The following is a 21,823-nucleotide window of genomic DNA, read 5'->3' as shown; positions in this document are numbered from 1 at the left end:
ATAGATCGACGCGGCGACGACGATTTCGGCACGATGCGCCTGGATCGCCAGCGATCAGGCGGCGGCCGCCGCGCGCGAGCGGACGACGGGCAGCCGCGTCACGAGCTCGGCGGCCTCCATCTTCTCGCTGACCATCAGCAGCACCTGCGACAGCGACACGTCGAGGGCGTCGCAGATCGCCTGCACGAGTTCGCTGGAGGCCTCCTTCTGGCCTCGCTCGACCTCTGACAGGTACCCGAGGCTCACCCGCGCCGCCCCGGACACCTCACGGAGCGTGCGGCCCTCGGCCACACGGATCTCACGGAGCGACTCTCCGAGAACGGTACGCAAGAGCACTGATGCACCTCCCATGGCTTCTTCACTCTACCCACGACCGGGACTCCTGGAAGAACGTCCACGCCGCCGGCTTCATTCCCGCCCGCTCAGACGGGCGACAGGACCGACTGCAGAAGGACGAGAGCCTCTTTCACGGTGGCCTCGCGGATCGCCTGACGGTCACCGCCGAACTGATGCCGGTGCGCCTGGATGGTCTGCCCGAGAGCACCCACCCGCGGGCCGACGATCGCGATCCACACCTCACCGGGGTCGTGACCCTCCTGCGGGTCGGGACCGGCCACACCCGTCACGGCGATCACCCAGTCGGCGCCGAGACGCCCCTGGGCGCCCAGCGCCATGTCGACAGCCGTCTGTTCGGAGACGACCGAGTACTTGTCCAGGACCTCGCGGGGAACATCCGCGAGCTTCTGCTTCGCCTCGCGCGAATAGACGATGACCCCGCCGGCGTAGATCGACGACGACCCCGGCACGGACGTCAGCGTCGCACCCAGCAATCCGCCCGTCAGCGACTCGGCGGAACCCACGGTGAGGCCCCGGGTCGAGAACGTCTTGATGATCCGTGCGGCAATCTCCGTCACGTCGGTCACTGTGCCTCCTTGTGGGTCAGCAGGTACTCCCGCCGCAGTCTCGCGGCCGCGCGCAGGTAGTCGAGGCCGGTCACGACGGTGAGCAGGAACGCCGCACCCATGAGGATCCAGGCGATCCACTGGAACCATAGCGGCATCGCGGGCAGGTACAGCAAGTACATGATCAAAGCGATCGACTGGGTGAGCGTCTTGAGCTTGCCGCCACGGTTGGCGGCCATCACGCCGTACTTCTTGATGAGGGCCCGCAACAGGGTGATCCCCCACTCCCGCACCAGGATGACGATCGTCACCCACCACGGCAGTTCGTGCAGGATGCTGAGGCCGACGAAGGCCATCCCGGTCAGCGCCTTGTCGGCGGCCGGGTCCCACAGCTTGCCGAAGTCGGTGACCAGGTTGTACCTGCGGGCGATCCTCCCATCGGCCAGATCGGTCAGGATCGCCAGCGTGAACACGCCCGTCGTCGCCAGGCGCCACCCCAGGTCGGTCGGGTGGGACAGCAGCATCCAGCCGAACAGCGGCACCATGACGATGCGCAGCACCGTCAGCACGTTCGGGACGTTCAGCGTCGGCACCTTCTGCCCGTCGCCCTGCTCACTCACTGCGCTCTCCCTCCACCACGAGATCGGCGCCCGACGATCCCACGACGACACCGGGAACGATGTCCCCGACACGACACACCCCGCACCCCGTGAGCACGGCGTTCCCATCGACCTCCGGGCCCTGGTGCCCGGCTCGGCCGACGACCTCGGAACCGGCCTGCTCGACGAGCACCTCCACCCGCGACCCGATGCGCGACTCGGCCCTCGCGGCGATCAGCTCGTCGGCCAGGGCCGACACCTCTGCGACGCGGGCGTCGATCTCGGCGGCGTCCAGGTGCCCGGGCAGATCGTAGGCGGCGGTCCCCTCCTCGTCGGAGTAGCCGAAGACGCCCACGGCGTCCAGGTCGGCGGCGACGAGGAAATCCCTGAGAACGGCGACATCGGCCTCGGTCTCCCCGGGAAACCCGACGATGACATTGCTGCGCGCCCCGGTTCCGGGCATCGCCGCACGCCCGCGCTCCAGCAGGCCGAGGAAGATGTCGGGCGAGCCGTATCGCTTCATCCGCCGCAGCACCGCCGGTGCGGCGTGCTGGAACGACAGGTCCAGGTAGCCGACGACGTTCGGCGCCTCGGCCATCGCCGCCAGGAGCGTGTCGCGCATCTCGGCGGGCTGCAGGTAGGACAACCGGACCCGGTCCAGCCCCTCCACCTCGCCGAGCGCGCGGAGCAGGTCCTCCAGCGCTCGCATGTTCCGGACGTCCTTGCCGTAGGCGGTGGTGTTCTCGGAGACGAGCATCACCTCGCGGACGCCCGTGGACACCAGCCAGCGTGCCTCGGCCAGGATGTCGGCACCGGCACGCGACCGGAACGAGCCGCGAAAGCTCGGGATCGAGCAGAAGCTGCATCGCCGATCGCAGCCCGAGGCGATCTTGAGCGGGGCGTACGGGCTGTCGTCGAGGCGGCGACGCGGTGGGCGCGGACCCGATGCGGGGCCCGCATGCGCAGGCGGTTCCAGCCACGCGCGGGGTTCGGAGACCGGGACGAGTCGCAGCCGCCGGTCCTGCGGGACATGGGAGTCGACAGGGACGCCTGCGAGGATGTCGCGGATCCGGTCGGCCAGCCCGGGATACGCGTCGAATCCCAGCACGGCGTCGGCCTCGGGCAACGCGTGCCCGAGCTCGGCACCGTAGCGCTCGGCGAGGCACCCGACGGCCACGACGGCTCGCGCCGAGCCCGCCTGCTTGTACTCGGCCGCCGCCAGCAGCGTGTCGATGGAGTCCTTCTTCGCCGCCTCGATGAAACCGCAGGTGTTCACGACGATGACATCGGCGGCACCCGGCTCGGCGACCAGCGTGAACCCGGCCGCGGCGAACTGGCCGGCCAGTTCCTCGGAGTCGACGTCGTTGCGCGCGCACCCCAGCGACTGGAGGTGGAGCGAGACCGGAGCCGACATGCTCCCCCCTGCCGTGGTCGTCATGGAGCTGGACCTCTTGTCACGCTGACGATACCCGTCGGCGCGTCACCTGAACCACCGCCCCGCACCCGAGCGTGCGTTTCGGCGCTCCGGCACATGGTCAATCCCACCAGAAGTACCAGTCGCGGCTTCGCAGCGCGGGGAGGTACGCCTCCATGGTGTCCGTGCCCTGGTCGACGTTGTCGGGGCAGAAGGCGTAGTGCTCGGCGCACAGCGCGGCCAGTTCCCCGGGATCGGACGGGACGGCCGCCGCCTTCACCAGCATCGCGTCGAAGGAGAGGCCCACCAGCACGGCGCCGAACCGGTCCTCCCACGAACGAAGCACCGCGGTGAGGTCCGCTCCGGTGAGGCCGGCGTTGCACGCTCCCAGCCAGCCGAGGGCCCACGGCACATCGGCCGGGCGCGCCGCCTCGACCAGCATCAGGGCACGCACCGGCCCGGGGTGGACGACCTCGACCGGAGGCAGGTTCGCGATCGCCGCCGCGGGCCGGGTCAACGGCCACATCCCGGCGCGCGGCGCGGCCCCGTCAGGACCGCCGCCCGCGTCCCTCAGGAGGACTTCCAGGACGTCGCCGGGCGTGCCGTGACGGCCCTCCAGCTCACCGTCCAGCCAGGGCCGGGTAACATCGTCGCCCTCGAGCCCCTGCGCGAGGATCGGCCACAGCCCCGTCTGTGGGAACGCAGCGACCAGGCGTCGCCACAGCGCGCGCAGGTCGCCTCCGGTCGTGATCCAGGCGACCGGACGAGCATCGGCCGTCGCAGCGAGGTCGTCGTCGGGGACCACCATCCGCCCCGGCGGCAGGTCGATCCCGCCCAGCTCGCCCAGATCGCCGGGGCGCTCCGTGCGCGGCACCGCGTCCAGCGTGGCGATACGGGCGACCCGGGCCGTCCGGCCGCGCCGCCACCAGGGCGTCGTCACCCCTCCTGCAGTTTCGCCAGGACCTCGTCGAGATCGTCGGGCTTCACCAGGACCTCGCGAGGCTTGGACCCCTCCGAGGGGCCGACGACGCCCCGCGTCTCCAGAATGTCCATCAGCCGCCCCGCCTTGGCGAAACCGACGCGGAGCTTGCGCTGCAGCATCGATGTCGAGCCGAGTTGCAGCGTGACGACGAGTTGCGCGGCCTCCAGGACGAGCTCCAGGTCGTCCCCGATGTCCTCGGCGACCGTCTTCTGCTCGGCCGGCGCCGCGACGTCCTCGCGGTACTGCGGCTGCAACTGCTCGCGGACGTGGGCCACCACCGAGCGGATCTCGGCCTCACCCACCCAGGCGCCCTGGACGCGGATCGGCTTGCTCTGGCCCATCGGGAGGAAGAGTCCGTCGCCCTGCCCGACGAGCTTCTCGGCACCCGGCTGGTCGAGGATGACCCGGGAGTCCGTCATCGAGCTCGTCGAGAAGGCCAGCCTCGACGGGACGTTGGCCTTGATGAGGCCGGTCACGACATCGGTGGACGGGCGCTGCGTGGCGAGCACGAGGTGGATGCCCGCCGCACGTGCAAGCTGCGTGATCCGGACGATCGCGTCCTCGACGTCGCGCGGCGCGACCATCATCAGATCGGCGAGCTCGTCGACGATCACCAGCAGGTACGGATACGGCGCGAGCTCCCGTTCCGAACCGGGCAGCGGCTGCACCTGCCCCGCGCGGACGGCCTTGTTGAAGTCGTCCACGTGGCGGAACCCGAAGGCCGCCAGGTCGTCGTAGCGCTGGTCCATCTCGCGCACGACCCACTGCAGCGCCTCGGATGCCTTCTTCGGGCTCGTGATGATCGGCGTGACGAGGTGCGGGATGCCCTCGTAGTGCGTGAGCTCCACGCGCTTCGGGTCCACCAGCAGCAGCCGGACCTCGTCGGGGGTGGCCCGTACGAGGATCGAGGTGATCATCGAGTTCACGAAGCTCGACTTGCCGGACCCGGTCGCGCCGGCGACCAGGAGATGCGGCATCTTGGCCATGTTCGCGATCACGAAGCCGCCCTCGACGTCCTTGCCGAGGCCGACGGTCATCGGGTGGTGGTCGTTGCGGGCCTTGGACGAGCGCAGCACGTCCCCGAGGGAGACGATCTCCTTGTCCTGGTTCGGGATCTCGATGCCGATGGCGGACTTGCCGGGGATCGGCGAGAGGATCCGCACGTCGGCCGAGGCGACGGCGTAGGCGATGTTCTTCGCCAGGGCCGTGACCTTCTCGACCTTCACGGCCGTCCCGAGCTCGACCTCGTAGCGCGTCACGGTCGGGCCGCGCGTGTACCCGGACACGGCGGCGTCGATCTCGAACTGCCGCAGTACCTCGGTGAGGCGGCCGACGACCGCATCGCTGGCCTCGGTCCGCGCCCGCGGCACCGTGCCGGTCTTGAGCAGATGCGCGTCGGGCAGCAGGTACGTGACGTCGCCGGAGAGCGTGAGCTGCTCCATCCGCTGCGGGATGGGCGTGTGCGCGGGAGGCTCCAGTTCAGCGGGCTCGGCGGGCTTGGCGCCGCGCCGGCGCGACCCGGCCGGTGCCGGCTCGGGCTCGGGGGGGACCTCGGCCGCCTCGGCGGCCTCCCCTTCGATGTCGTCGGGCTCGGTGACCAGCGGCGTGTCATAGGCCTGGTCGACCCCGTACTCGATCTGCGGGCGGGACGTCCGCCCACGGAACCGCCGCCAGAGCGCGACCGCTCCGTCGGCCAGTTCGTGGAGCGGCGTCCCGATGACGACGAGAAGGCCGAACAGCAGCAGCAGGACCAGCAACGGCACCGCGACCCACACGGTCAGCAGATCGGCCAGCAGACTGGACGACAGGAAGCCGAGGATTCCCCCGGCGGACCGGAGCCGCTCGGGCGCGTCGGGGCGCGGCAGTCCCGCCGCGATGTTGACCAGGCCGAGGAGTCCGAACAACAGGAAGGTCCAGCCCACCGCCTGGCGCCCGGCCGGACCGTTTCGGTCGGGGTGCCGCAGCGTCCGCCAGGAAGCGGCCGCGAGGAACAACGGCAGTGCGTAGCTGAAGGAGCCCAGCACGGTGGCCACGCCGACGCGGATGCCTTCGCCGACCTGCCCCGGGAGCTGGAACCAGAACGCGGCGGCGACGACGATCGCCGCGCCGAGGACGACGAGCCCGGCGCCGTCGCGGCGTACCGCCGGATCGACGTCGCGGGCGGACGTGCCGACGGCACGTGCCGCGCTGCCCACGAGATAGGCCAGGCCGCGCCACAACGCCGCCAGGGCCTTGCCGATTCCGAGGAAGCCGCCCGCGACGAGCGCGCCGAAGGACGTCCCCTTCGCCGATGACCGCGAACGGGACGTTGACTTCTTCTTCCTCGGCGCCTGCCGGGAACCGCTGGAGCGGGTCCGCGCGGGGGAAGTCGTGCGGGTCGCCATGGTTCGCACCCTACGGCACCGGCGCCGGAATGCGCGGGAACCCACACCGCATCGGCGCCGCGGGTGCGGCACCAATCCGCGCGCCCCGGGCACGAGCGCGGGGCGCGCCGCCCTCAGGCGAAGTGGTTCCAGCCGCCCGAGCCCTCCCACACGACGCCGTCGACCGCGACGGCGGGATCTCCCTGCATCACGCTGCCGATCTCGATCCAGCCCTCCGGAGCGGCACCGGGCGGAAAGCAGGCCGCCAGGGCGTGGTCCTCGCCGCCGGTGAGGACGTAGCCCAGCGGGTCGGTGCCGAGCGCCGTCCCGACGGTCCGGATCGGCTCGGGGAGCGGGAGTGCGGCCGACGTGACGTCGATGCACACGCCGGACGCGTCCGCGATGTGCCTCAGATCGGCCAGCAGACCGTCGGAAACGTCCAGCATGGCCGTCGCGCCGGCCTCCGCCGCCACCCGTCCCTGCCCGTACGGGATCTCCGGCACGCGGTGCGCCTCGACGACCGCTCGCGGCGAGCGGAAGCCGCGTGAGAGGACGGCCAGGCCGGCCGCGGCCCAGCCCAGCCGGCCGTGGAAGGCGACCACATCTCCGGGGCGGGCACCGGAACGCAGCACGGGCGCGCGGCCGTGGAGATCCCCCAGGACGGTCACGACGAGGGTGACGTCGCGCGCCGACGTCGTGTCCCCTCCGGCCAGCAGGAGTCCGGCCCGCTCGCATTCGGCGCGAGCACCGGCCATGCACTCCACGGCCCAGGACAGCGGCAGGTCCTTCGGCAGCGACGCGCTCACCACGGCCAGGACGGGATCGGCGGCCATCGCCTCGAGGTCGGCGGCCGCCTCGGCCACCGCCTTCCGGCCGACATCGGCCGCACTCGACCAGTCGCGCCGGAAGTGCACGCCCTCGACCATCGCGTCCGTCGAGCAGACGCCCGCCCCGCCCAGCGTGTAGACGGTCGCGTCATCGCCGACCCCGACCGGCACCTCGGAACGTTCCCCCACGCCGGCGGTGACCAGGTCGATGAGGCCGAACTCCCCGACCGAGGAGACCGTCGGCTCGCTCACCGCAGCCCCAGGGGACGCGCGAGCGCGAGGTCGAGGAGTCGCGTGATCAGGTCGGGGTACTCGATCCCGCTGGCCGCCCACATCATCGGGTACATGGAGGTCCGGGTGAAGCCCGGGAGCGTGTTGAGCTCGTTGACGTACACGTCGCCCTCGCGGGTGACGAACATGTCGACGCGCGCCAGGCCCTCGGCCGCCAGCGCGTCGAACGACCGGGCCGCCACGTCCTGGCACGCGGCGCGAACCGTGTCCGGAAGGTCGGCGGGCACGTGCAGCGTCACCTGGTCGGCGGGCAGGTACTTGGCGGTGAAGTCGTAGAACCGGTCGTCGGTGTGCATCTCGATCTCGCCGGGCAGGGACGTGTGGGGCGTGCCCCCGCCGACCGCCGCGAGGACCGCGCACTCGACCTCCCGGACCCCGCAGAAGCCCTGCTCCACGATGACCTTCGGGTCCCACCGCTGCGCCTCGGCGATCGCGGCCGGGAGGTCGTCGTAGGAGGTGACGCGGGTGATGCCCACCGAGGAGCCGCCGCGTGCCGGCTTCACGAACACCGGCAGCGAGAACTCTCGCACCCGGGCCAGCGCGGCGTCGGGATCGGCGCTCCACTCCACGGGCGTGATCGCGACCCAGGGGCCGACGGGCAGACCCCGGGTGTGCAGCGCCCGCTTCATGAGGTCCTTGTCCATGCTGATCGCCGATCCGGCCACGCCGCTTCCGACGTAGGGGATGCCGTACATCTCGAACAGGCCCTGGATCGTCCCGTCCTCGCCGAACGGCCCATGCAGGAGCGCGAACGCGACATCGAAGTCGGCGACGTCCACCAGGGACTCCCCCACCACGGTCGCGACCCGGCCGCCGCCCCCGGCCCGCCGCAGCAGCGTGGCGGGAGCGACGTCGTCGCTCAGCCGGGGCAGGCTGCCGTCGACGACCTCCATCGCCGTCAGCCCGTCCCGCGAGAGCTGCGTCCAGGTTCCGTCGGGCGTGATGCCGATGCCCAGGACGTCGTAGCGGTCGGGGTCCATGGCCCGTGTCACGCCACCGGCGGTCAGGCAGGAGACCTCGTGCTCGGAACTGACGCCGCCGAAGATGACGGCGACCCGGGTGCGGCCGGTCGGATCAGGCATCTGGGTTCCCTTCGTCTGGACCTACCGTATCGACCTCGGAGGGCTGCTTCGGCCGAGGAACGCGCTTTCCCACCCGCGGGTCGTACCGGTCCGCCGGCGGGGTGCGCCCCCGCAGGCTTCCGACGAGGGCCGCCACCGCGTCCATGTAGGCGATGGTCAGCGCTCGGACCCGCTCGGGACTCGGCTCCGGCTCCGGTGTCATGGCGGGGAACGGCACGCCCACGGCCATGCGCATCACCTTCCGCGGGACCAGCCTCGGGAAGGTCGGGTGTCGGTACCCCATGACCTCCTGCGCCCCCCACTGGCCGATCGGCACGACGGGGCATCCCGTCTCACACGCGAGGATCGCCGCACCCGGTCGACCGGTCATCGGCCAGCCCTCGGGGTCGTCGGTGATGGTCCCCTCCGGATACACGACCACGCAGCGACCCCGCTCCAGGGCCTGTCTCGCGGCCGTGAGCGCGTCGGAGGCCCGCTGCGTGTTCCGGGCCACGGGGATCTGCTCCAGCTCCCGCAGGAGCCATCCGAGGACCGGGACGTCCCACAGCTCTCGTTTGGCCAGGTACCGCGGCCACCGGCCCGATCCGATCAGGAAGTGCCCGAGGGCCACGGGATCGAAGTTGGAGACGTGGTTCACCACCACGATGACGCCGCCCGTGCGCGGCAGGCCGCCGCCGGGACGCCAGTCCTGCCGGGTCGTCAGACGCAGCAACCCGCCGCCCAGCCATCCGACGAGACGGAAAAGCCTGCCGGACGGTTCGCGATCGGCACGCCTCGACAGCGCGGACGACGACGTCATCGGTCCCCCTCTCCCGGACCGACACGCCGATCCGCGTCCGGCTCGCCCGGCCCTCTCCGCCGGGGATCCGGATCGCCGCAGTCGGGTCTCGCCGACAGACCCACGAACGAGCACGCACCCCGGAACGGGCACCGCGGAAAGCCACGGCGGCGTCCCGGGGTGCGTGTCAGCAACGTGCTGCGGGTACTACTTCTTGCCCTTCTTCGGCGTGGCCCCTGCCGCGACCTTCGCCTTCAGCTCGGTTCCCGCACGGAACCGCGGCACGTAGGTCTCCGCGGCCGCCTTGCGCTCTCCGGTAGCCGGGTTGCGAACCAGCCGTGCATCACGATGCACCCGCTCGAAGGCCCCGAAGCCGGTGATGGACACCTTCTCGCCTCGCGCCGTCAGGTCTGTGATCGTGTCGATGACGGCGTTGAGGGCACGTGCGGCCTCAGCCTTGTTACCGTCGAAATGGCTCGCCAACTCCGCTACGAGTTCAGCCTTGTTCACTCTGCCTCCCCAAAGTTACCCCGCCCTGTGAATGCGGGCTGCTGAAGGGAAATTATTCTCGCGGGTGCAAGGAGATCGTCAAGCTCCACCACGCGGAGCCCCCTGAACAAACGACAAGATTCCCTTCAATTCCGGCGGTCTGACGGTCAGTTGGGAACTTTGGCCGGGAGCGTCCGAGGCAGGAAGCGCGGGCGGCGTGCCTCGTAGGCGGCGATATGGGCCTCCTGCTGCAGCGTGAGCGCGATGTCGTCCAGGCCCTCCAGCAGACGGTGCCGGGCGTAGTCGTCGATCTCGAACGGATACGCCTGACCAGCGCACTCGATGGTTACCGCTTCGAGATCCACCGCGATCTCCCGGCCGGGCTCCGCCAGCAGGACGGCCCACAGCCGCTCGACGACGTCCTGCGGCACACGCGCGACGACCAGCCCCGCTTTACCGGCGTTGTTGCGGAAGATGTCACCGAAGCGCGAACCGATGACGACGCGGAAACCGTAGTTCTGCAACGCCCATACGGCGTGTTCGCGCGACGAGCCCGTTCCGAAGTCGGGACCGGCGACGAGCACGGATCCCGCCTTGTACGCGTCCTGGTTCAGCACGAACTCCGGGTCCTGCCGCCACGCGGCGAAGAGGCCGTCCTCGAAGCCCGTCCTTGTTACCCGCTTCAAATAGACGGCGGGAATGATCTGGTCGGTGTCCACGTTGCTGCGCTGCAGGGGGACCCCGATGCCCTCGTGGCGGGAGAACTTCTCCATGGTTGCTCCTTCACAGATCCGCGGGCGTCGCCAGACGCCCGGTGATGGCGGTCGCGGCGGCCACAGGGGGCGACACGAGATGCGTCCTCCCGCCCTTGCCCTGCCGGCCCTCGAAGTTCCGGTTGGACGTCGAGGCGCTGCGTTCGCCGGGCGACAACTGGTCGGGGTTCATGCCGAGGCACATCGAGCACCCGGCTCCTCGCCATTCGGCACCCGCGTCGAGGAACACCTTGTCGAGCCCCTCGTACTCGGCGTCGAGGCGGACGCGCGCCGACCCGGGCACGACGAGCATGCGCACACCCTCGGCGATGGTGCGGCCCTTGAGAATCTCGGCGGCCGCCCGCAGATCCTCGATGCGCCCGTTGGTGCACGAGCCGAGGAAGACCGTGTCCACGCGGATATCGCGCATCCTGGTTCCGGCTGCCAGCCCCATGTACTGCAGGGCCCGCTCGGCCGCCGACCGCTCCACCGGATCGGTGAAATCAGCGGGAGTCGGGACCTCGCCGGCCAGCGGGACGCCCTGGCCCGGGTTGGTGCCCCATGTCACGAACGGCGTGAGCTCGGACACGTCCAGGTCGACCTCGGCGTCGAAGACCGCGTCGGGATCGGTGTACAGCGTCCTCCAGGAGGCGATGGCCTCGGCCCACTGCTCCCCCTGGGGGGCATGAGGACGTCCGGCCAGGTAGGCGAACGTGGTCTCGTCGGGCGCGATCATCCCCGCACGGGCCCCCCACTCGATCGACATGTTGCAGATCGTCATGCGGCCCTCCATCGACATGTTCTCGATGGTGGAGCCGCGGTACTCGACGACGTACCCCTGGCCGCCGCCCGTGCCCACCTTGGCGATGAGCGCGAGCACGACGTCCTTCGGGGTCACGCCGGGCTGCAGTTCGCCGTCGATGTTCACGGCCATGCGCTTCGGTCGCGCCTGCGGCAGGGTCTGCGTCGCGAGCACGTGCTCGACCTCGGATGTCCCGATGCCGAACGCCAGGGCGCCGAAGGCTCCGTGCGTCGCGGTGTGAGAGTCGCCGCACACGATGGTCAGGCCGGGCTGGGTGAGGCCGAGGTAGGGGCCGATGATGTGCACGACGCCCTGGTCCCTGTCCCCGAGGGAGTGCAGGCGGATGCCGAACTCGGCGGCGTTCTTCCGCAGCGTGTCCACCTGCAGCCTCGACACCGGGTCGGCGATCGGCAGGGTCATGTCGAGGGTCGGCGTGTTGTGATCCTCGGTGCCGATCGTCAGGTCCGGCCGACGCACGGTACGCTGGGCGAGTCGCAGGCCGTCGAACGCCTGCGGGCTCGTCACCTCGTGTACGAGGTGGAGATCGATGTACAACAGATCCGGCTCGCCGGTTGCGGAACGGACGACGTGCGCGTCCCAAATCTTGTCGCTGAGCGTCTTGCCCATCGGGGTCCTTTCGACACGCTGCCATGCGTTCGTGCGGATCCTACCACTTGCATATCATGATCCGAGACGGCAGTATCATCCTATGGACAATTCCAGTGGAGTTGGCGTCCTGGACAAGGCCGCTCTCGTACTCAGCGCTCTCGAGACCGGTCCGACCACTCTCGCCGGACTGGTGACCGCGACGGGCCTGGCTCGTCCGACGGCCCATCGGCTTGCGGTCGCCCTCGAACATCACCGCCTCGTCAGCCGCGATCTGCAGGGCCGGTTCATCCTCGGGCCACGACTCAGCGAGCTGGCCTCGGCGGCCGGCGAGGACAGGCTGCTGGCCACGGCCGGGCCTGTGCTCGCCCGGCTGCGCGACATCACCGGTGAGTCGGCCCAGTTGTTCCGTCGCCAGGGAGACCTGCGCGTGTGCGCCGCCGCGGCCGAGCGTCCATCGGGTCTGCGGGACACGATCCCCGTCGGCAGCCAGTTGACGATGTCCGCCGGATCGGCGGCGCAGGTCCTCCTCGCGTGGGAGGACCCGGAGCGGATCCAGCGCGGGCTCCAGAACGCGACCTTCTCGGCCGTGGCGCTGACGAGCGTCCGCCGCCGCGGCTGGGCCCAGTCGGTCGCCGAGCGCGAGCCGGGAGTGGCATCGGTGTCGGCGCCCGTCCGGTCTCCCTCGGGCAAGGTGATCGCCGCGGTGAGCGTCTCCGGGCCGATCGAGCGGCTCACCCGTCAGCCGGGACGGCTCCACGCCCCGGCCGTGATCGCGGCGGCCGAGCGCCTCTCCGAGGTTCTGCGGCGCACCGGCGGCGAGTCCTGAGACTCCGCCCCACCCGTCATGAGCCGCGCAGGCAGAGGGTGTAGACGTAGGACTTCCCGTCCGCCAGGAGACTCGTCGTGTCGTTGGTCGCCGAGGTGAACGTCACCGTGGACGGCTGCGCCGGGTCGGTCGACGGCGTCGTCGGAGCGCGCACGACGTTCCAGTCGCTGTATTCCCACCAGTAGCTGTTCCTGGTTCCCATGGCGGCGAACATGTCGGCGGTCGCGACGGTCGCCGTCCACGCGAACCAGAACGGCGTCCGCTCCAGGGACGTCGCCGTGATGGTCTTGCAGACCTTTCCCGGATCCACCGTCGTGGCCTTCGACACGCTCACGGTGGCCCAGGTGGCGTCCCCGATCGGCGGCGTGCCCGCGGACCAGTTGCACAGGTCGAAGGTGCGCGTCTGACCGGCCATGACCGTGCTCGTCGCGGGCGAGGAGTCCGACCGGCCCACGATCGTGAGGTACCGACCGCCCGTCAGGCCCCCCGAGAAGGCGTAGCCGTAGTCCAGGTTGTAACCGGAGGTGGCGCCGTTCCACGGTTGCGCGCTCGTGTCCAGCCGCACCGACCAGACGATCGGCGTGTCACTCGTGGTCGTCACGCCGACACGCACGCAGGCCTGGCGAACCTTGTTGAGGGTCCACGCGGGCGTCCCGTCCGGGAACACCGTGCCCGCGCCCGGGCTGAGCCCGCCCGCGGCGGTCGCGGCTCCTGCGACGGTCGTCACCCGCGCGCCGATCCAGACGTCGTCGGACCACACCGATGACGTGGAGCGTGCGGTTCCCGCACCCAGCACGACCGAGCCGGCCACGAAGACGCCGAGGACCGCCGCGAACAGGGAACGTGTGCTGTGCCGCCGCGCCGCGCGAACGGCGGAGACGATCGGGAGGAGGAGCCTCGCGCGCGAGCCCGCGAGGGGCCGGACCGGACCCTCGCTTCCCCTCGGACTCGTGCGCATCGAGGCTCCTCTCCCTGATCTACGGCGCGCCCGTGACGGCCCGTCGCGGGCGCGCGATGCGGCGCGTCCCCGCCGGCTCGGACGCGCCGAGAGCGCATCCGGCGGCCGGCTGCAGCACCGTCAGCCCGAGGCACGCGACGAGCCCGATCCCCAGCGGGGCGGCCGCCCTCGGCGAACGGAGCCGGTCGACGACGGCCCCCAGGAACGGCACGTCCAGCGCGGGCTGCAGCACATCTCCGGACACGACGTAGGGCCTCGGGTCGGACGCGGCGTTGTCGTCGCCCTTGAGGACGAAGGTCCAGGTGTCGTCGCCCGTCCGCCCGACCGAGACGACGCGGTGGGTGACGAGGGTGCCGTTCTGCTCCGGATCCGGCACGGTGACCGCCTCGCCGACACTCACCTCCGACGCGGGCCGCGGCGTGGCGATGATGAGGTCCCCGATCTCGTACTGCGGCCTCATGGACCCCGACACGACCACCAAGGGCTGGATCCGGCCGGTCACGGTCGCGACCCAGACACCGAAGGAGATCACTCCGATCACGGCGGCCAACGTCACGACGACGTTGGCGGCAAGATGCAGAAATCGCATAGCCGTCGGAAAGCCGACCCGCGGCGGGAAACCCGGAGGCGAGGATCGCCATTCGGGAGACCCGCCGGACGGATCAGGCCTGGCTTTCTCCGTGAATCTGCATGCGCAGCGTTCCGCTCGCGCCCTGGACGAGGTCGCCGCCTGCGGTGATCGTGACGTCGACCTTCCGCACAGCCCCGGCATTCAGGACGTCACCCGTGTCGATGCCGCTCGCCGTCACGCTGAGCCCCGTGCCCGTGCCGGTGATCGTCAGTCCGTTCGACGCATTGTTGAGCGTGAAGACGGGAGTCGTCATCACAGCCGGCGCCGTGCCGGCGTTCTTGAGCCACACCGAGGTGGTGACGGAGTCGCCGGGCTCCATCCCGGCCCACACGCCGGTTGGGATCGCGAGGGAGATCGAACCCTCGGTGCCGCTCTCCTCGAAGCCTGCCGTCGCGCTGGTCGCCGACCCCTGCAGATTGAACGTCTTCGTCGTCACGCCGGAGCTGAACCAGACGTCGTCGGTCCAGACCGCCGTGGTGACGCCGAGGCCGATGCCCAGAAAAGCAAGGGCGGCCAGCGACGAACGGATGACCAGCGAGCGGCGCCCCCGATGCGCCTCTCGGGTGATTTTATACACGTATTCACTCCTAATTAATAACGTGACGGAGGGCGGCATTGCCCCTCAAACCCTGATATCGGGTAGCTTACTGGATTCCATTGTCGTTTAAAGACCGGATGGACCAAATACGTGTCATTCATTCTCCTGACAAGGCCATTCACAACCTACTGGAGAGTCAAGATCAATGTAATAGCAATGCCCTGGTCACAGAGCGGTCACTTGGTTTCCCGAAGAGTAATAATCCACAAACGAAAAAGATGCCCGGATCCACCAGGTGTGGATCCGGGCATCCGCGACATCCGAGGATGTCCTTTGCAGCCCCGACGGGATTCGAACCCGCGCTACCGCCTTGAGAGGGCGGCGTGCTAGGCCGCTACACAACGGGGCCTCCTAGCCAGCCCAAGAGCCTACCCCACGCTGAGCCTTCCAGCGAACCGGTATCCCTTCGGCCGCTGGGGTACCAGGACTCGAACCTGAACTAACGGAGCCAGAATCCGTCGGGCTGCCAATTACCCCATACCCCAAGATCGTGAGAACGTCAGCCGCTCCGCGGGTCGCGCGAATCGACTCCAGCCCTCACGCACTGGCTCGTGACCAGCGAGAGACAACACTACCGGAACCGACCGCCCACCCTCAAACCGGCCGCGCCGCGGCGGACGGTGTCCGCGTCGACACCGTGAGCCGACGGGCGATCACCAGAGCCACGAGGGCGTACACGGCGAACCCTCCGACGTCGAACGCGGCGTCCACCCAGCCGATCTGCTGGACGGCCTTCACCTGCGCGACGGAGGACTCCACGGCCGCGTACCCGAAGGCGAACAGGTTGTTCACGACGTGCGCCGCGACCGCAGCCTCCAGTCCTCCCGTGGCCACGGTGAGGACCCCCGCCAGCATGCCGAACGCGAACCGGTCGAGAAACAGCGGCAGATTCTGCGTCCCATGGAAGAGAGCGAACACCAGCGCCGAGGTCGTGATCGCGAACCAGGGCGTCCGTACGAGCGACCCGAACGCCTGCAGCAGGTAGCCGCGGAAGAAGACCTCCTCCCCCAGCGCCTGCAGCGGCGAGGTGAGGACGATGACGACGAGGAACGCCCACATGTCCGGCCGGCTGTGGGGATCCCACGGCTGGTTCCAGCGCGAGAGCCACAACACGCCGTTGAGGACGATGATCGCCACGACGGTCACGATCAGCAGGTACCGCCAGCGCACCCCGGGCTCGACCGAGATCAGCCACCGCGGCGACGTCTGGTGGACCAGGGCCACCGACAGTGCCGCGATCACGGCCAGCAGGGCGATGCCGAGGTGAACGCCGGTCATCCCGCCGGGCGTCTCGAACGCCGTCCCGGCCGTGTAGAAGGACGTGAAGTCGCCGGGCGACCCCGCCAGCAGCCACGCGATCCAGATGAATCCCTGCGTCGCGAGCGGGACGAGCACGACGAACACCACGATCGCCGCCAGGACGCCCGTCATCGAGCGCACGACGGTCGACTGCGGACCGGCCAGCACACGGTGATAGCCGACGCCCGGCGGGGCCTGCTGCAGGCCCGCGAACCCCGCCACTAGCCCTCCTCGGCGATGACAGGGTTCGACAGCGACCCGATCCGGTCGATGGTGACCTCCACCCGCTGCCCCGGTGTGACCGTCCCGACCCCGGCCGGCGTGCCGGTGAGGATCACGTCGCCCGGCAGCAGCGTCGCGAACGAACTGCAGAAGGCGACGAGCTCCGCGATTCCGTGGATCATCCGGGACGTCACCCCGTCCTGCCGCAGGCTCCCGTCCACGGTGGTCGTGAGGGCGAGGTCGGACGCCTCCTCGATGGTCAGGTGGGTGGCGATCCACGGACCGAGCGGACAGAACGTGTCGGCGCCCTTCGCGCGAGTCCACTGCCCGTCGCCGCGCTGCCAGTCGCGCGCGGTCACGTCGTTGGCGACGGTGTACCCGAAGATCACCTCGCGCACCCGCTCGATCGGCACCTGCTTGCAGATCCGGCCGATCACGACGGCGAGCTCCCCCTCGTAGGACACCTCCGAGCTCGCGGCCGGATGCACGATGGCGTCCTCGGGGCCGATCACCGACGTGTTCGGCTTGAAGAACGTCAGGATGCCCTCCGGCGCCGGCGTCCTCATCTCCGCGATGTGATCGGCGTAGTTCTTCCCGACGCCGATGATCTTGCTGCGCGGCAGAACGGGCGCGACCAGCCGCACGTCCGACAGCAGCACCCGCTCGCCGGTGAGCTCGACCGGCCCGGCCAGCGGGTCGCCGGTCAGCCGAGCGATCGTGTCGGGATGCTCGCCGTGGTCATCCGCCAGCTCGACCAGCCCGAACGCGGGATCCGCTCCCGCCGCCGCATATCGCGCCACCCTCATCTGTTGCCCGTCCTCTCCCTCGCTCGGCGCACCGTCCGGCTCTCCGGAGCCACGCCACACTGTCCGATTCCAGCACATCCCGATCGAGCAGTCGCCATCGGCCTCGCCGGTCCCCACAGCATGAGGGGTTCGTGCCGGTCACCGGCACGAACCCCCACGCAACGCACGCGGCGTCAGACGAACGCCTCCGGCGGCGGGCAGGAGCACGCCAGGTGCCGGTCTCCCCATGCCTGGTCGATCCGCGACACCGGCGGCCAGTACTTGTGCCGCGCCATGCCCGGCAGCGGGTACACGGCCTGCTCCCGCGAGTACGCGTGGTCCCAGTCGCCGACGAGATCAGCGGCCGTGTGGGGCGCGTTCACGAGGACGTTGTCGTCGCCCGGCACCGAGCCGCTCCCGACCGCGTCGGCCTCCGCCCGGATGCCCCGCATCGCGGCCACGAACCGGTCGAGCTCCTCGAGATCCTCCGACTCCGTCGGTTCGACCATGAGCGTGCCTGCGACGGGGAACGACATGGTCGGCGCATGGAAGCCGTAGTCGACGAGACGCTTCGCGACATCGTCCACCGTGACCCCGGTCGCATCGCGCAGCGGCCGCAGATCGAGGATGCACTCGTGGGCGACAAGCCCCGCCGACCCCGTGTAGAGGACGGGGAAGACATCGCCCAGACGAGCAGCCACGTAGTTCGCCGCCAGCACGGCCGCCGCCGTGGCCTCCCGGAGCCCGTCGGCCCCCATCATCCGGACGTAGGCCCACGAGATCGGCAGGACGCCCGCCGACCCGTACGGCGCCGCCGCCACCGGATTCTCCTCACCGCGCGGCAGATAGGGCGCCAGATGGGCGCGTGCCGCGACCGGGCCGACGCCGGGTCCGCCACCGCCGTGCGGGATCGCGAAGGTCTTGTGCAGGTTCAGGTGGGACACATCGCCGCCGAACTCGCCGAACCGGGCATATCCCACGAGCGCGTTCAGGTTGGCCCCGTCGATGTAGACCTGCCCACCGGCCACGTGGACCGCGTCGCAGATCTCGCGCACCCGCATCTCGTACACGCCGTGCGTCGACGGATAGGTGATCATCAACGCCGCGAGGACATCGCGGTGCGTCTCGATCTTGGCGGCGAGGTCGTCCAGGTCGACGTTGCCCTCCGCATCGCAGGCCACGACGACCACCTTCATCCCTGCGAGGGCCGCGCTCGCGGCGTTCGTGCCGTGCGCGCTGGACGGGATGAGGCACACGATGCGGGCCTCCTCGCCGTTGGCCCGGTGATAGCCGCGGATGGCGAGCAGGCCCGCCAGCTCCCCCTGGCTCCCGGCGTTCGGCTGGAGCGACACCGCGTCGTATCCCGTGATGTCGGCCAGCCACGCCTCCAGGTCGGTGACGAGCCTCCGGTACCCGGCGGCGTCCTCGGCCGGCGCGAACGGATGCAGGTCGGTGAACCCCGGCCACGTGATCGCCGCCATCTCGGCCGCCGCGTTGAGCTTCATCGTGCAACTGCCCAGTGGGATCATCCCGCGGTCGAGCGCGTAGTCGAGGTCGGCGAGGCGTCTGAGGTACCGCATCATCGCCGTCTCGGACCGGTACCGGTGGAACGTCGGATGCTCGAGGTACGCGCTGGTACGGACGAGCGTGGCCGGGACGACGCTCCCGGCGACGGGCGCGCCCGCGTCTCCCCCGGTCTGCGTGACGGCGGCGGCCACGCTCCGGATGGTGTCCGCGCCGACGACCTCGTCCACGGTGAGCTGGACCGTGTGCTCGTCCACCACCAGCGGCGTGACGCCGATCGCGCGCAGTCGCGCGAAGACGGCTGCGGCATCCACGTCGCGCAGCCGGACGGTGTCGAAGTACTGCTCGTGTGCCAGTCGCACGCCTCCGGCGATGAGGAGGGATGCGAGCAGCCGCGTCCTCTCCGCGACGCCCTCGGCGATGGCGCGCAGCCCGTCGGGCCCGTGGTAGACGGCGTACATCGACGCCATCACGGCCAGCAGCACCTGCGCGGTGCAGATATTGCTGGTGGCCTTCTCACGCCGGATGTGCTGCTCGCGCGCCTGGAGGCTGAGCCGGTACGCGGTCCGTCCGGCCGCGTCCACGCTCACGCCGACGAGCCGACCCGGGAGCTGACGCTCCAGGCCCGCCCGCACCGCGAGGTAGCCGGCGTGGGGACCGCCGTAGGCCATCGGAACCCCGAAGCGCTGCGTCGATCCCACCGCGATATCGGCCCCCAGCTCCCCGGGTGGCGTCAGCAGGGTCAGCGCGAGCGGGTCGGCGGCCATGACGACGAGCCCGCCCGCCGCCTGCACGGCAGCGATGGCCGCGCGCGGGTCCCAGAGCCGTCCGGACGCACCCGGGTACTGGATCAGCGCGCCGAACACCTCCCCGGGGGGCGAGTCGTAGGCGGTGTCGTGAAGCTCGATGCCGAGCGCCGCGGCGCGATGTGCCAGCAGGCGGCGCGTCTGCGGCAGGACGTCCGCGTCCACCAGGAAGACGGGACTCTTCGACCTGGATGCCCGCCGCGCCAGCAGCATGCCCTCCACGACCGCGGTCGCCTCGTCCAGCATGGACGCGTTCGCGATCGCGAGCCCCGTGAGGTCGGTGATCATCGTCTGGAAGTTCAGCAGCGCCTCCAGCCGTCCCTGACTGATCTCCGGCTGATACGGCGTGTACGCCGTGTACCAGCTCGGATTCTCCAGGACGTTCCGGGCGATGACGGGCGGCGTCACCGTCTGGTGATACCCCAGCCCGATCATGGACGTCGTCACGACGTTGCGCCCAGCGATCTCCCGCAGTTCGGCGAGCGCGCGCGCCTCACCCGCCGCGGGCGGGAGCGCGGAGCCGTCGGCGGCGGTTCGGATCGCGGGCGGCACGGCGGCGTCCAGGAGAGCGTCCAGCGAGTCGTACCCGAGCTCGGCCAGCATCCCCGCCCTGTCGGCGCCCACCGCGCCGATGTGGCGGCGGCGGAAATCGGTGGGATCGTCGCTCACTCGGCCACCAGCTCCGCGTACTCGGCCGGGGACAGCAGCCCTTCGGACCCGGTCGCTGCCAGCTTGACGATCCAGCCCCTGCCGTACGGCTCGGCGTTGACCAGTTCGGGCGCATCGGTCAGCTCGGAGTTGACATGCTCGACCGTGCCGGCCAGCGGAGCGTAGATCTCGCTCACGGACTTCGTCGACTCGATCTCGCCGATCACGTCGCCGGCGGCCAGCGCCGTGCCGATCTCGGGAAGTTCCACGTAGACGACGTCGCCCAACTGGGTCACGGCGTACTCGGTGATGCCGACGGTGGCGGTCTCCCCGTCGATGCGCACCCATTCGTGCTGGTCGGTGTAGCTCAGGTCCTCGGGAATGTCGGTCACGGTTTCCTCCTGTGCATCGGGCGGATCGATCGGTCAGGCGCGTGGGCGCCGGTAGAAGGGCAGAGTGGTCACGGTGGCGGGGATCGCGGTGCCCCGCACGTCGAACGCGAGGACCGTTCCGGGCTCGGCGACGGCGGGGCTCACGTAGGCCATCGCGACGGGGTGTCCGAGTGTCGGCGACAGCACGCCGGACGTGATCTCGCCGACCGGCCGGCCGGTGGCGTCCAGCACGGCGTAGCCGGCCCGTCCGGCGCGGCGACCCTCGGCGGCGAGACCGACGAGGACGGGAGCGCCGGCGGCAGGACCGGCGAGGACGGCATCCCTGCCCACGAAATCGTCCTTGTCGATCGCGACGACCCGGCCGAGCCCGGCCTGGGCGGGGAGGACGTCCAGGCTGAGCTCGTGACCGTACAGCGGCATCCCCGCCTCCAGCCGCAGAGTGTCGCGCGCGGCCAGGCCCGCGGGCACGAGGCCGTGCGGTGCGCCCGTCGCCCGCAGCGTCCTCCACAGCTCGACTGCGGCGCCGGCGGGGACGAGGAGTTCGAAGCCGTCCTCGCCCGTGTATCCGGAGCGTGCGACGCGGACCGGCACGTCCCCGAAGCGGGCGAGGGTGTTGCGGTAGTACTTCGTGTCGCCGAACTCCGGCGCGCCGGACTCGACGGTCAGGGCCGGCATCGCCTCGAGGACGTCTCGCGCCCGCGGGCCCTGCACGGCGATGAGCGCATACTCGTCGGACGCGTCACGCACCTCCACGTCACCGTCGAAGGCCGTCGCGCGCTCGGCCAGAGCCGCGACGACCGGCGCCCGGTTGGACGCATTCGCGACGATGGCGAAATGCGGCCCGGCCGCATCGGGGACCGCCGTGACGATGAGGTCGTCGATGATCCCTCCGGCCTCGGCGAGGATCATCGTGTATTTCGACTGCAGCGGCGCCAGGGCGCTCAGCCGCCCCGCCAGCGCACGATCGCAGAAGGCGGCCGCGTCGGGTCCGGTGACGTCGATCTCGGCCATGTGCGAGATGTCGAACAGCCCGGCCGCCCTCCGGACGGCATGGTGCTCGACCAGATCGGAGGTGTACTTCACGGGCATCGACCACCCCGCGAAGGGCACCATCGTGGCGCCCAGAGCGACGTGCTCGTCGTACAGCGGGGTGCGGGACAGGGCCGGTGTCCCATCGTCGGCAGAGGTGACGGTCGCCATCAGAGAGTCCTTCTTTCGTGCGCACGCAAGGTGCGTTCGGTGCG

General features: G+C 70.5%; 21 protein-coding genes and 2 tRNA genes. 1 reads left to right on the top strand and 22 read right to left on the bottom strand.

Annotated features, from left to right (window positions below):
- Positions 1-54: 54 nt before the first annotated feature.
- From G555_RS0106855 to leuC, 12 genes are all read right to left on the bottom strand, one after another.
- Positions 55-351: a helix-turn-helix domain-containing protein gene (locus G555_RS0106855; protein WP_036921539.1), complete on the bottom strand. Its 297-nt coding sequence runs from the start codon at positions 349-351 to the stop codon at positions 55-57.
- Between the two features lie 71 nt (positions 352-422).
- Positions 423-923 carry a CinA family protein gene (locus G555_RS0106850; protein ID WP_028708306.1) on the bottom strand — a complete coding sequence of 167 codons (501 nt, stop codon included), beginning with the start codon at positions 921-923 and terminating at the stop codon, positions 423-425.
- A complete protein-coding gene (gene pgsA, locus G555_RS18465) occupies positions 920-1,447 on the bottom strand; it encodes a CDP-diacylglycerol--glycerol-3-phosphate 3-phosphatidyltransferase (protein ID WP_245581246.1) in 528 nt (175 codons plus the stop codon). Before pgsA ends, G555_RS0106850 begins: the two co-directional genes overlap by 4 nt.
- Before the next feature lie 67 nt (positions 1,448-1,514).
- Positions 1,515-2,939, bottom strand: a complete 1,425-nt coding sequence (gene rimO, locus G555_RS0106840; RefSeq protein WP_051208523.1) for a 30S ribosomal protein S12 methylthiotransferase RimO — start codon at positions 2,937-2,939, stop codon at positions 1,515-1,517.
- A 97-nt stretch (positions 2,940-3,036) separates the two neighbouring features.
- Positions 3,037-3,855 carry a DUF4253 domain-containing protein gene (locus G555_RS18460; RefSeq protein ID WP_051208522.1) on the bottom strand — a complete coding sequence of 273 codons (819 nt, stop codon included), beginning with the start codon at positions 3,853-3,855 and terminating at the stop codon, positions 3,037-3,039.
- Complete coding sequence (locus G555_RS0106830) at positions 3,852-6,281, bottom strand: DNA translocase FtsK (protein ID WP_028708304.1); 2,430 nt, start codon at positions 6,279-6,281, stop codon at positions 3,852-3,854. The genes G555_RS18460 and G555_RS0106830 overlap by 4 nt, the downstream gene beginning before the upstream one ends.
- Positions 6,282-6,394: 113 nt before the next feature.
- Positions 6,395-7,339, bottom strand: coding sequence for a thiamine-phosphate kinase (locus G555_RS0106825; RefSeq protein WP_028708303.1), 945 nt, complete (start codon positions 7,337-7,339; stop codon positions 6,395-6,397).
- Positions 7,336-8,460 carry a D-alanine--D-alanine ligase family protein gene (locus G555_RS0106820; protein ID WP_028708302.1) on the bottom strand — a complete coding sequence of 375 codons (1,125 nt, stop codon included), beginning with the start codon at positions 8,458-8,460 and terminating at the stop codon, positions 7,336-7,338. The genes G555_RS0106825 and G555_RS0106820 overlap by 4 nt, the downstream gene beginning before the upstream one ends.
- Positions 8,453-9,259, bottom strand: coding sequence for a lysophospholipid acyltransferase family protein (locus tag G555_RS18455; RefSeq protein ID WP_051208521.1), 807 nt, complete (start codon positions 9,257-9,259; stop codon positions 8,453-8,455). The genes G555_RS0106820 and G555_RS18455 overlap by 8 nt, the downstream gene beginning before the upstream one ends.
- 186 nt (positions 9,260-9,445) lie before the next feature.
- On the bottom strand, positions 9,446-9,748 hold the full coding sequence (locus G555_RS0106810) for an HU family DNA-binding protein (protein ID WP_028708301.1): 303 nt from the start codon (positions 9,746-9,748) through the stop codon (positions 9,446-9,448).
- A gap of 146 nt (positions 9,749-9,894) precedes the next feature.
- Positions 9,895-10,500: a 3-isopropylmalate dehydratase small subunit gene (gene leuD / locus G555_RS0106805; protein WP_028708300.1), complete on the bottom strand. Its 606-nt coding sequence runs from the start codon at positions 10,498-10,500 to the stop codon at positions 9,895-9,897.
- A 10-nt stretch (positions 10,501-10,510) separates the two neighbouring features.
- Entirely contained in the window at positions 10,511-11,908 is a 1,398-nt protein-coding gene (leuC, locus tag G555_RS0106800; RefSeq protein ID WP_028708299.1) for a 3-isopropylmalate dehydratase large subunit, read from the bottom strand.
- 82 nt (positions 11,909-11,990) lie between these two features.
- Between leuC and G555_RS0106795 the strand changes: the two genes are divergently transcribed.
- Positions 11,991-12,716: an IclR family transcriptional regulator gene (locus G555_RS0106795; protein ID WP_028708298.1), complete on the top strand. Its 726-nt coding sequence runs from the start codon at positions 11,991-11,993 to the stop codon at positions 12,714-12,716.
- A gap of 16 nt (positions 12,717-12,732) precedes the next feature.
- On the opposite strand, the gene G555_RS0106790 is transcribed toward G555_RS0106795, so the two are convergent.
- The 10 genes from G555_RS0106790 to gcvT form a co-directional block, all read right to left on the bottom strand.
- Positions 12,733-13,674, bottom strand: coding sequence for a hypothetical protein (locus G555_RS0106790; RefSeq protein WP_028708297.1), 942 nt, complete (start codon positions 13,672-13,674; stop codon positions 12,733-12,735).
- Between the two features lie 19 nt (positions 13,675-13,693).
- Positions 13,694-14,263: a signal peptidase I gene (locus tag G555_RS18450; protein ID WP_051208520.1), complete on the bottom strand. Its 570-nt coding sequence runs from the start codon at positions 14,261-14,263 to the stop codon at positions 13,694-13,696.
- Between the two features lie 73 nt (positions 14,264-14,336).
- Entirely contained in the window at positions 14,337-14,921 is a 585-nt protein-coding gene (locus G555_RS0106780; protein ID WP_156887461.1) for a hypothetical protein, read from the bottom strand.
- 258 nt (positions 14,922-15,179) lie between these two features.
- Positions 15,180-15,252: transfer RNA gene (locus G555_RS0106775), tRNA-Glu, on the bottom strand.
- A gap of 64 nt (positions 15,253-15,316) precedes the next feature.
- Positions 15,317-15,388, bottom strand: a tRNA-Gln gene (locus tag G555_RS0106770).
- Between the two features lie 109 nt (positions 15,389-15,497).
- Positions 15,498-16,424, bottom strand: coding sequence for a CPBP family intramembrane glutamic endopeptidase (locus G555_RS18445; RefSeq protein ID WP_051208519.1), 927 nt, complete (start codon positions 16,422-16,424; stop codon positions 15,498-15,500).
- The gene (locus G555_RS0106760; protein ID WP_028708295.1) at positions 16,424-17,230 is read right to left on the bottom strand and encodes a fumarylacetoacetate hydrolase family protein; all 807 of its coding nucleotides are present in this window, start codon (positions 17,228-17,230) and stop codon (positions 16,424-16,426) included. Before G555_RS0106760 ends, G555_RS18445 begins: the two co-directional genes overlap by 1 nt.
- 173 nt (positions 17,231-17,403) lie before the next feature.
- Positions 17,404-20,208: an aminomethyl-transferring glycine dehydrogenase gene (gene gcvP / locus G555_RS0106755; RefSeq protein WP_028708294.1), complete on the bottom strand. Its 2,805-nt coding sequence runs from the start codon at positions 20,206-20,208 to the stop codon at positions 17,404-17,406.
- Entirely contained in the window at positions 20,205-20,570 is a 366-nt protein-coding gene (gene gcvH, locus G555_RS22805; protein WP_425413838.1) for a glycine cleavage system protein GcvH, read from the bottom strand. Before gcvH ends, gcvP begins: the two co-directional genes overlap by 4 nt.
- A 42-nt stretch (positions 20,571-20,612) precedes the next feature.
- Positions 20,613-21,779: a glycine cleavage system aminomethyltransferase GcvT gene (gene gcvT, locus G555_RS0106745; protein WP_036921535.1), complete on the bottom strand. Its 1,167-nt coding sequence runs from the start codon at positions 21,777-21,779 to the stop codon at positions 20,613-20,615.
- Positions 21,780-21,823 lie beyond the last annotated feature (44 nt).

This window comes from Propionicicella superfundia DSM 22317, from assembly GCF_000423465.1.
Classification (GTDB): Bacteria; Actinomycetota; Actinomycetes; order Propionibacteriales; family Propionibacteriaceae; genus Propionicicella; species Propionicicella superfundia.
Note: the sequence above shows the minus strand (reverse complement) of the source record. Positions and strands in the feature narration are given on the sequence as shown.

Excerpts from the sequence above, each read along its gene's own strand:
- G555_RS0106855 (WP_036921539.1), bottom strand. The coding sequence starts at position 351 with ATGGGAGGTGCATCAGTGCTCTTGCGTACCGTTCTCGGAGAGTCGCTC.
- pgsA (WP_245581246.1), bottom strand. The coding sequence starts at position 1,447 with ATGGTGCCGCTGTTCGGCTGGATGCTGCTGTCCCACCCGACCGACCTG.
- rimO (WP_051208523.1), bottom strand. The coding sequence starts at position 2,939 with ATGACGACCACGGCAGGGGGGAGCATGTCGGCTCCGGTCTCGCTCCAC.
- G555_RS0106830 (WP_028708304.1), bottom strand. The coding sequence starts at position 6,281 with ATGGCGACCCGCACGACTTCCCCCGCGCGGACCCGCTCCAGCGGTTCC.
- G555_RS0106820 (WP_028708302.1), bottom strand. The coding sequence starts at position 8,460 with ATGCCTGATCCGACCGGCCGCACCCGGGTCGCCGTCATCTTCGGCGGC.
- G555_RS18455 (WP_051208521.1), bottom strand. The coding sequence starts at position 9,259 with ATGACGTCGTCGTCCGCGCTGTCGAGGCGTGCCGATCGCGAACCGTCC.
- leuD (WP_028708300.1), bottom strand. The coding sequence starts at position 10,500 with ATGGAGAAGTTCTCCCGCCACGAGGGCATCGGGGTCCCCCTGCAGCGC.
- leuC (WP_028708299.1), bottom strand. The coding sequence starts at position 11,908 with ATGGGCAAGACGCTCAGCGACAAGATTTGGGACGCGCACGTCGTCCGT.
- G555_RS0106795 (WP_028708298.1), top strand. The coding sequence starts at position 11,991 with ATGGACAATTCCAGTGGAGTTGGCGTCCTGGACAAGGCCGCTCTCGTA.
- G555_RS0106790 (WP_028708297.1), bottom strand. The coding sequence starts at position 13,674 with ATGCGCACGAGTCCGAGGGGAAGCGAGGGTCCGGTCCGGCCCCTCGCG.
- G555_RS18450 (WP_051208520.1), bottom strand. The coding sequence starts at position 14,263 with ATGCGATTTCTGCATCTTGCCGCCAACGTCGTCGTGACGTTGGCCGCC.
- G555_RS0106780 (WP_156887461.1), bottom strand. The coding sequence starts at position 14,921 with ATGCCGCCCTCCGTCACGTTATTAATTAGGAGTGAATACGTGTATAAA.
- G555_RS0106760 (WP_028708295.1), bottom strand. The coding sequence starts at position 17,230 with ATGAGGGTGGCGCGATATGCGGCGGCGGGAGCGGATCCCGCGTTCGGG.
- gcvT (WP_036921535.1), bottom strand. The coding sequence starts at position 21,779 with ATGGCGACCGTCACCTCTGCCGACGATGGGACACCGGCCCTGTCCCGC.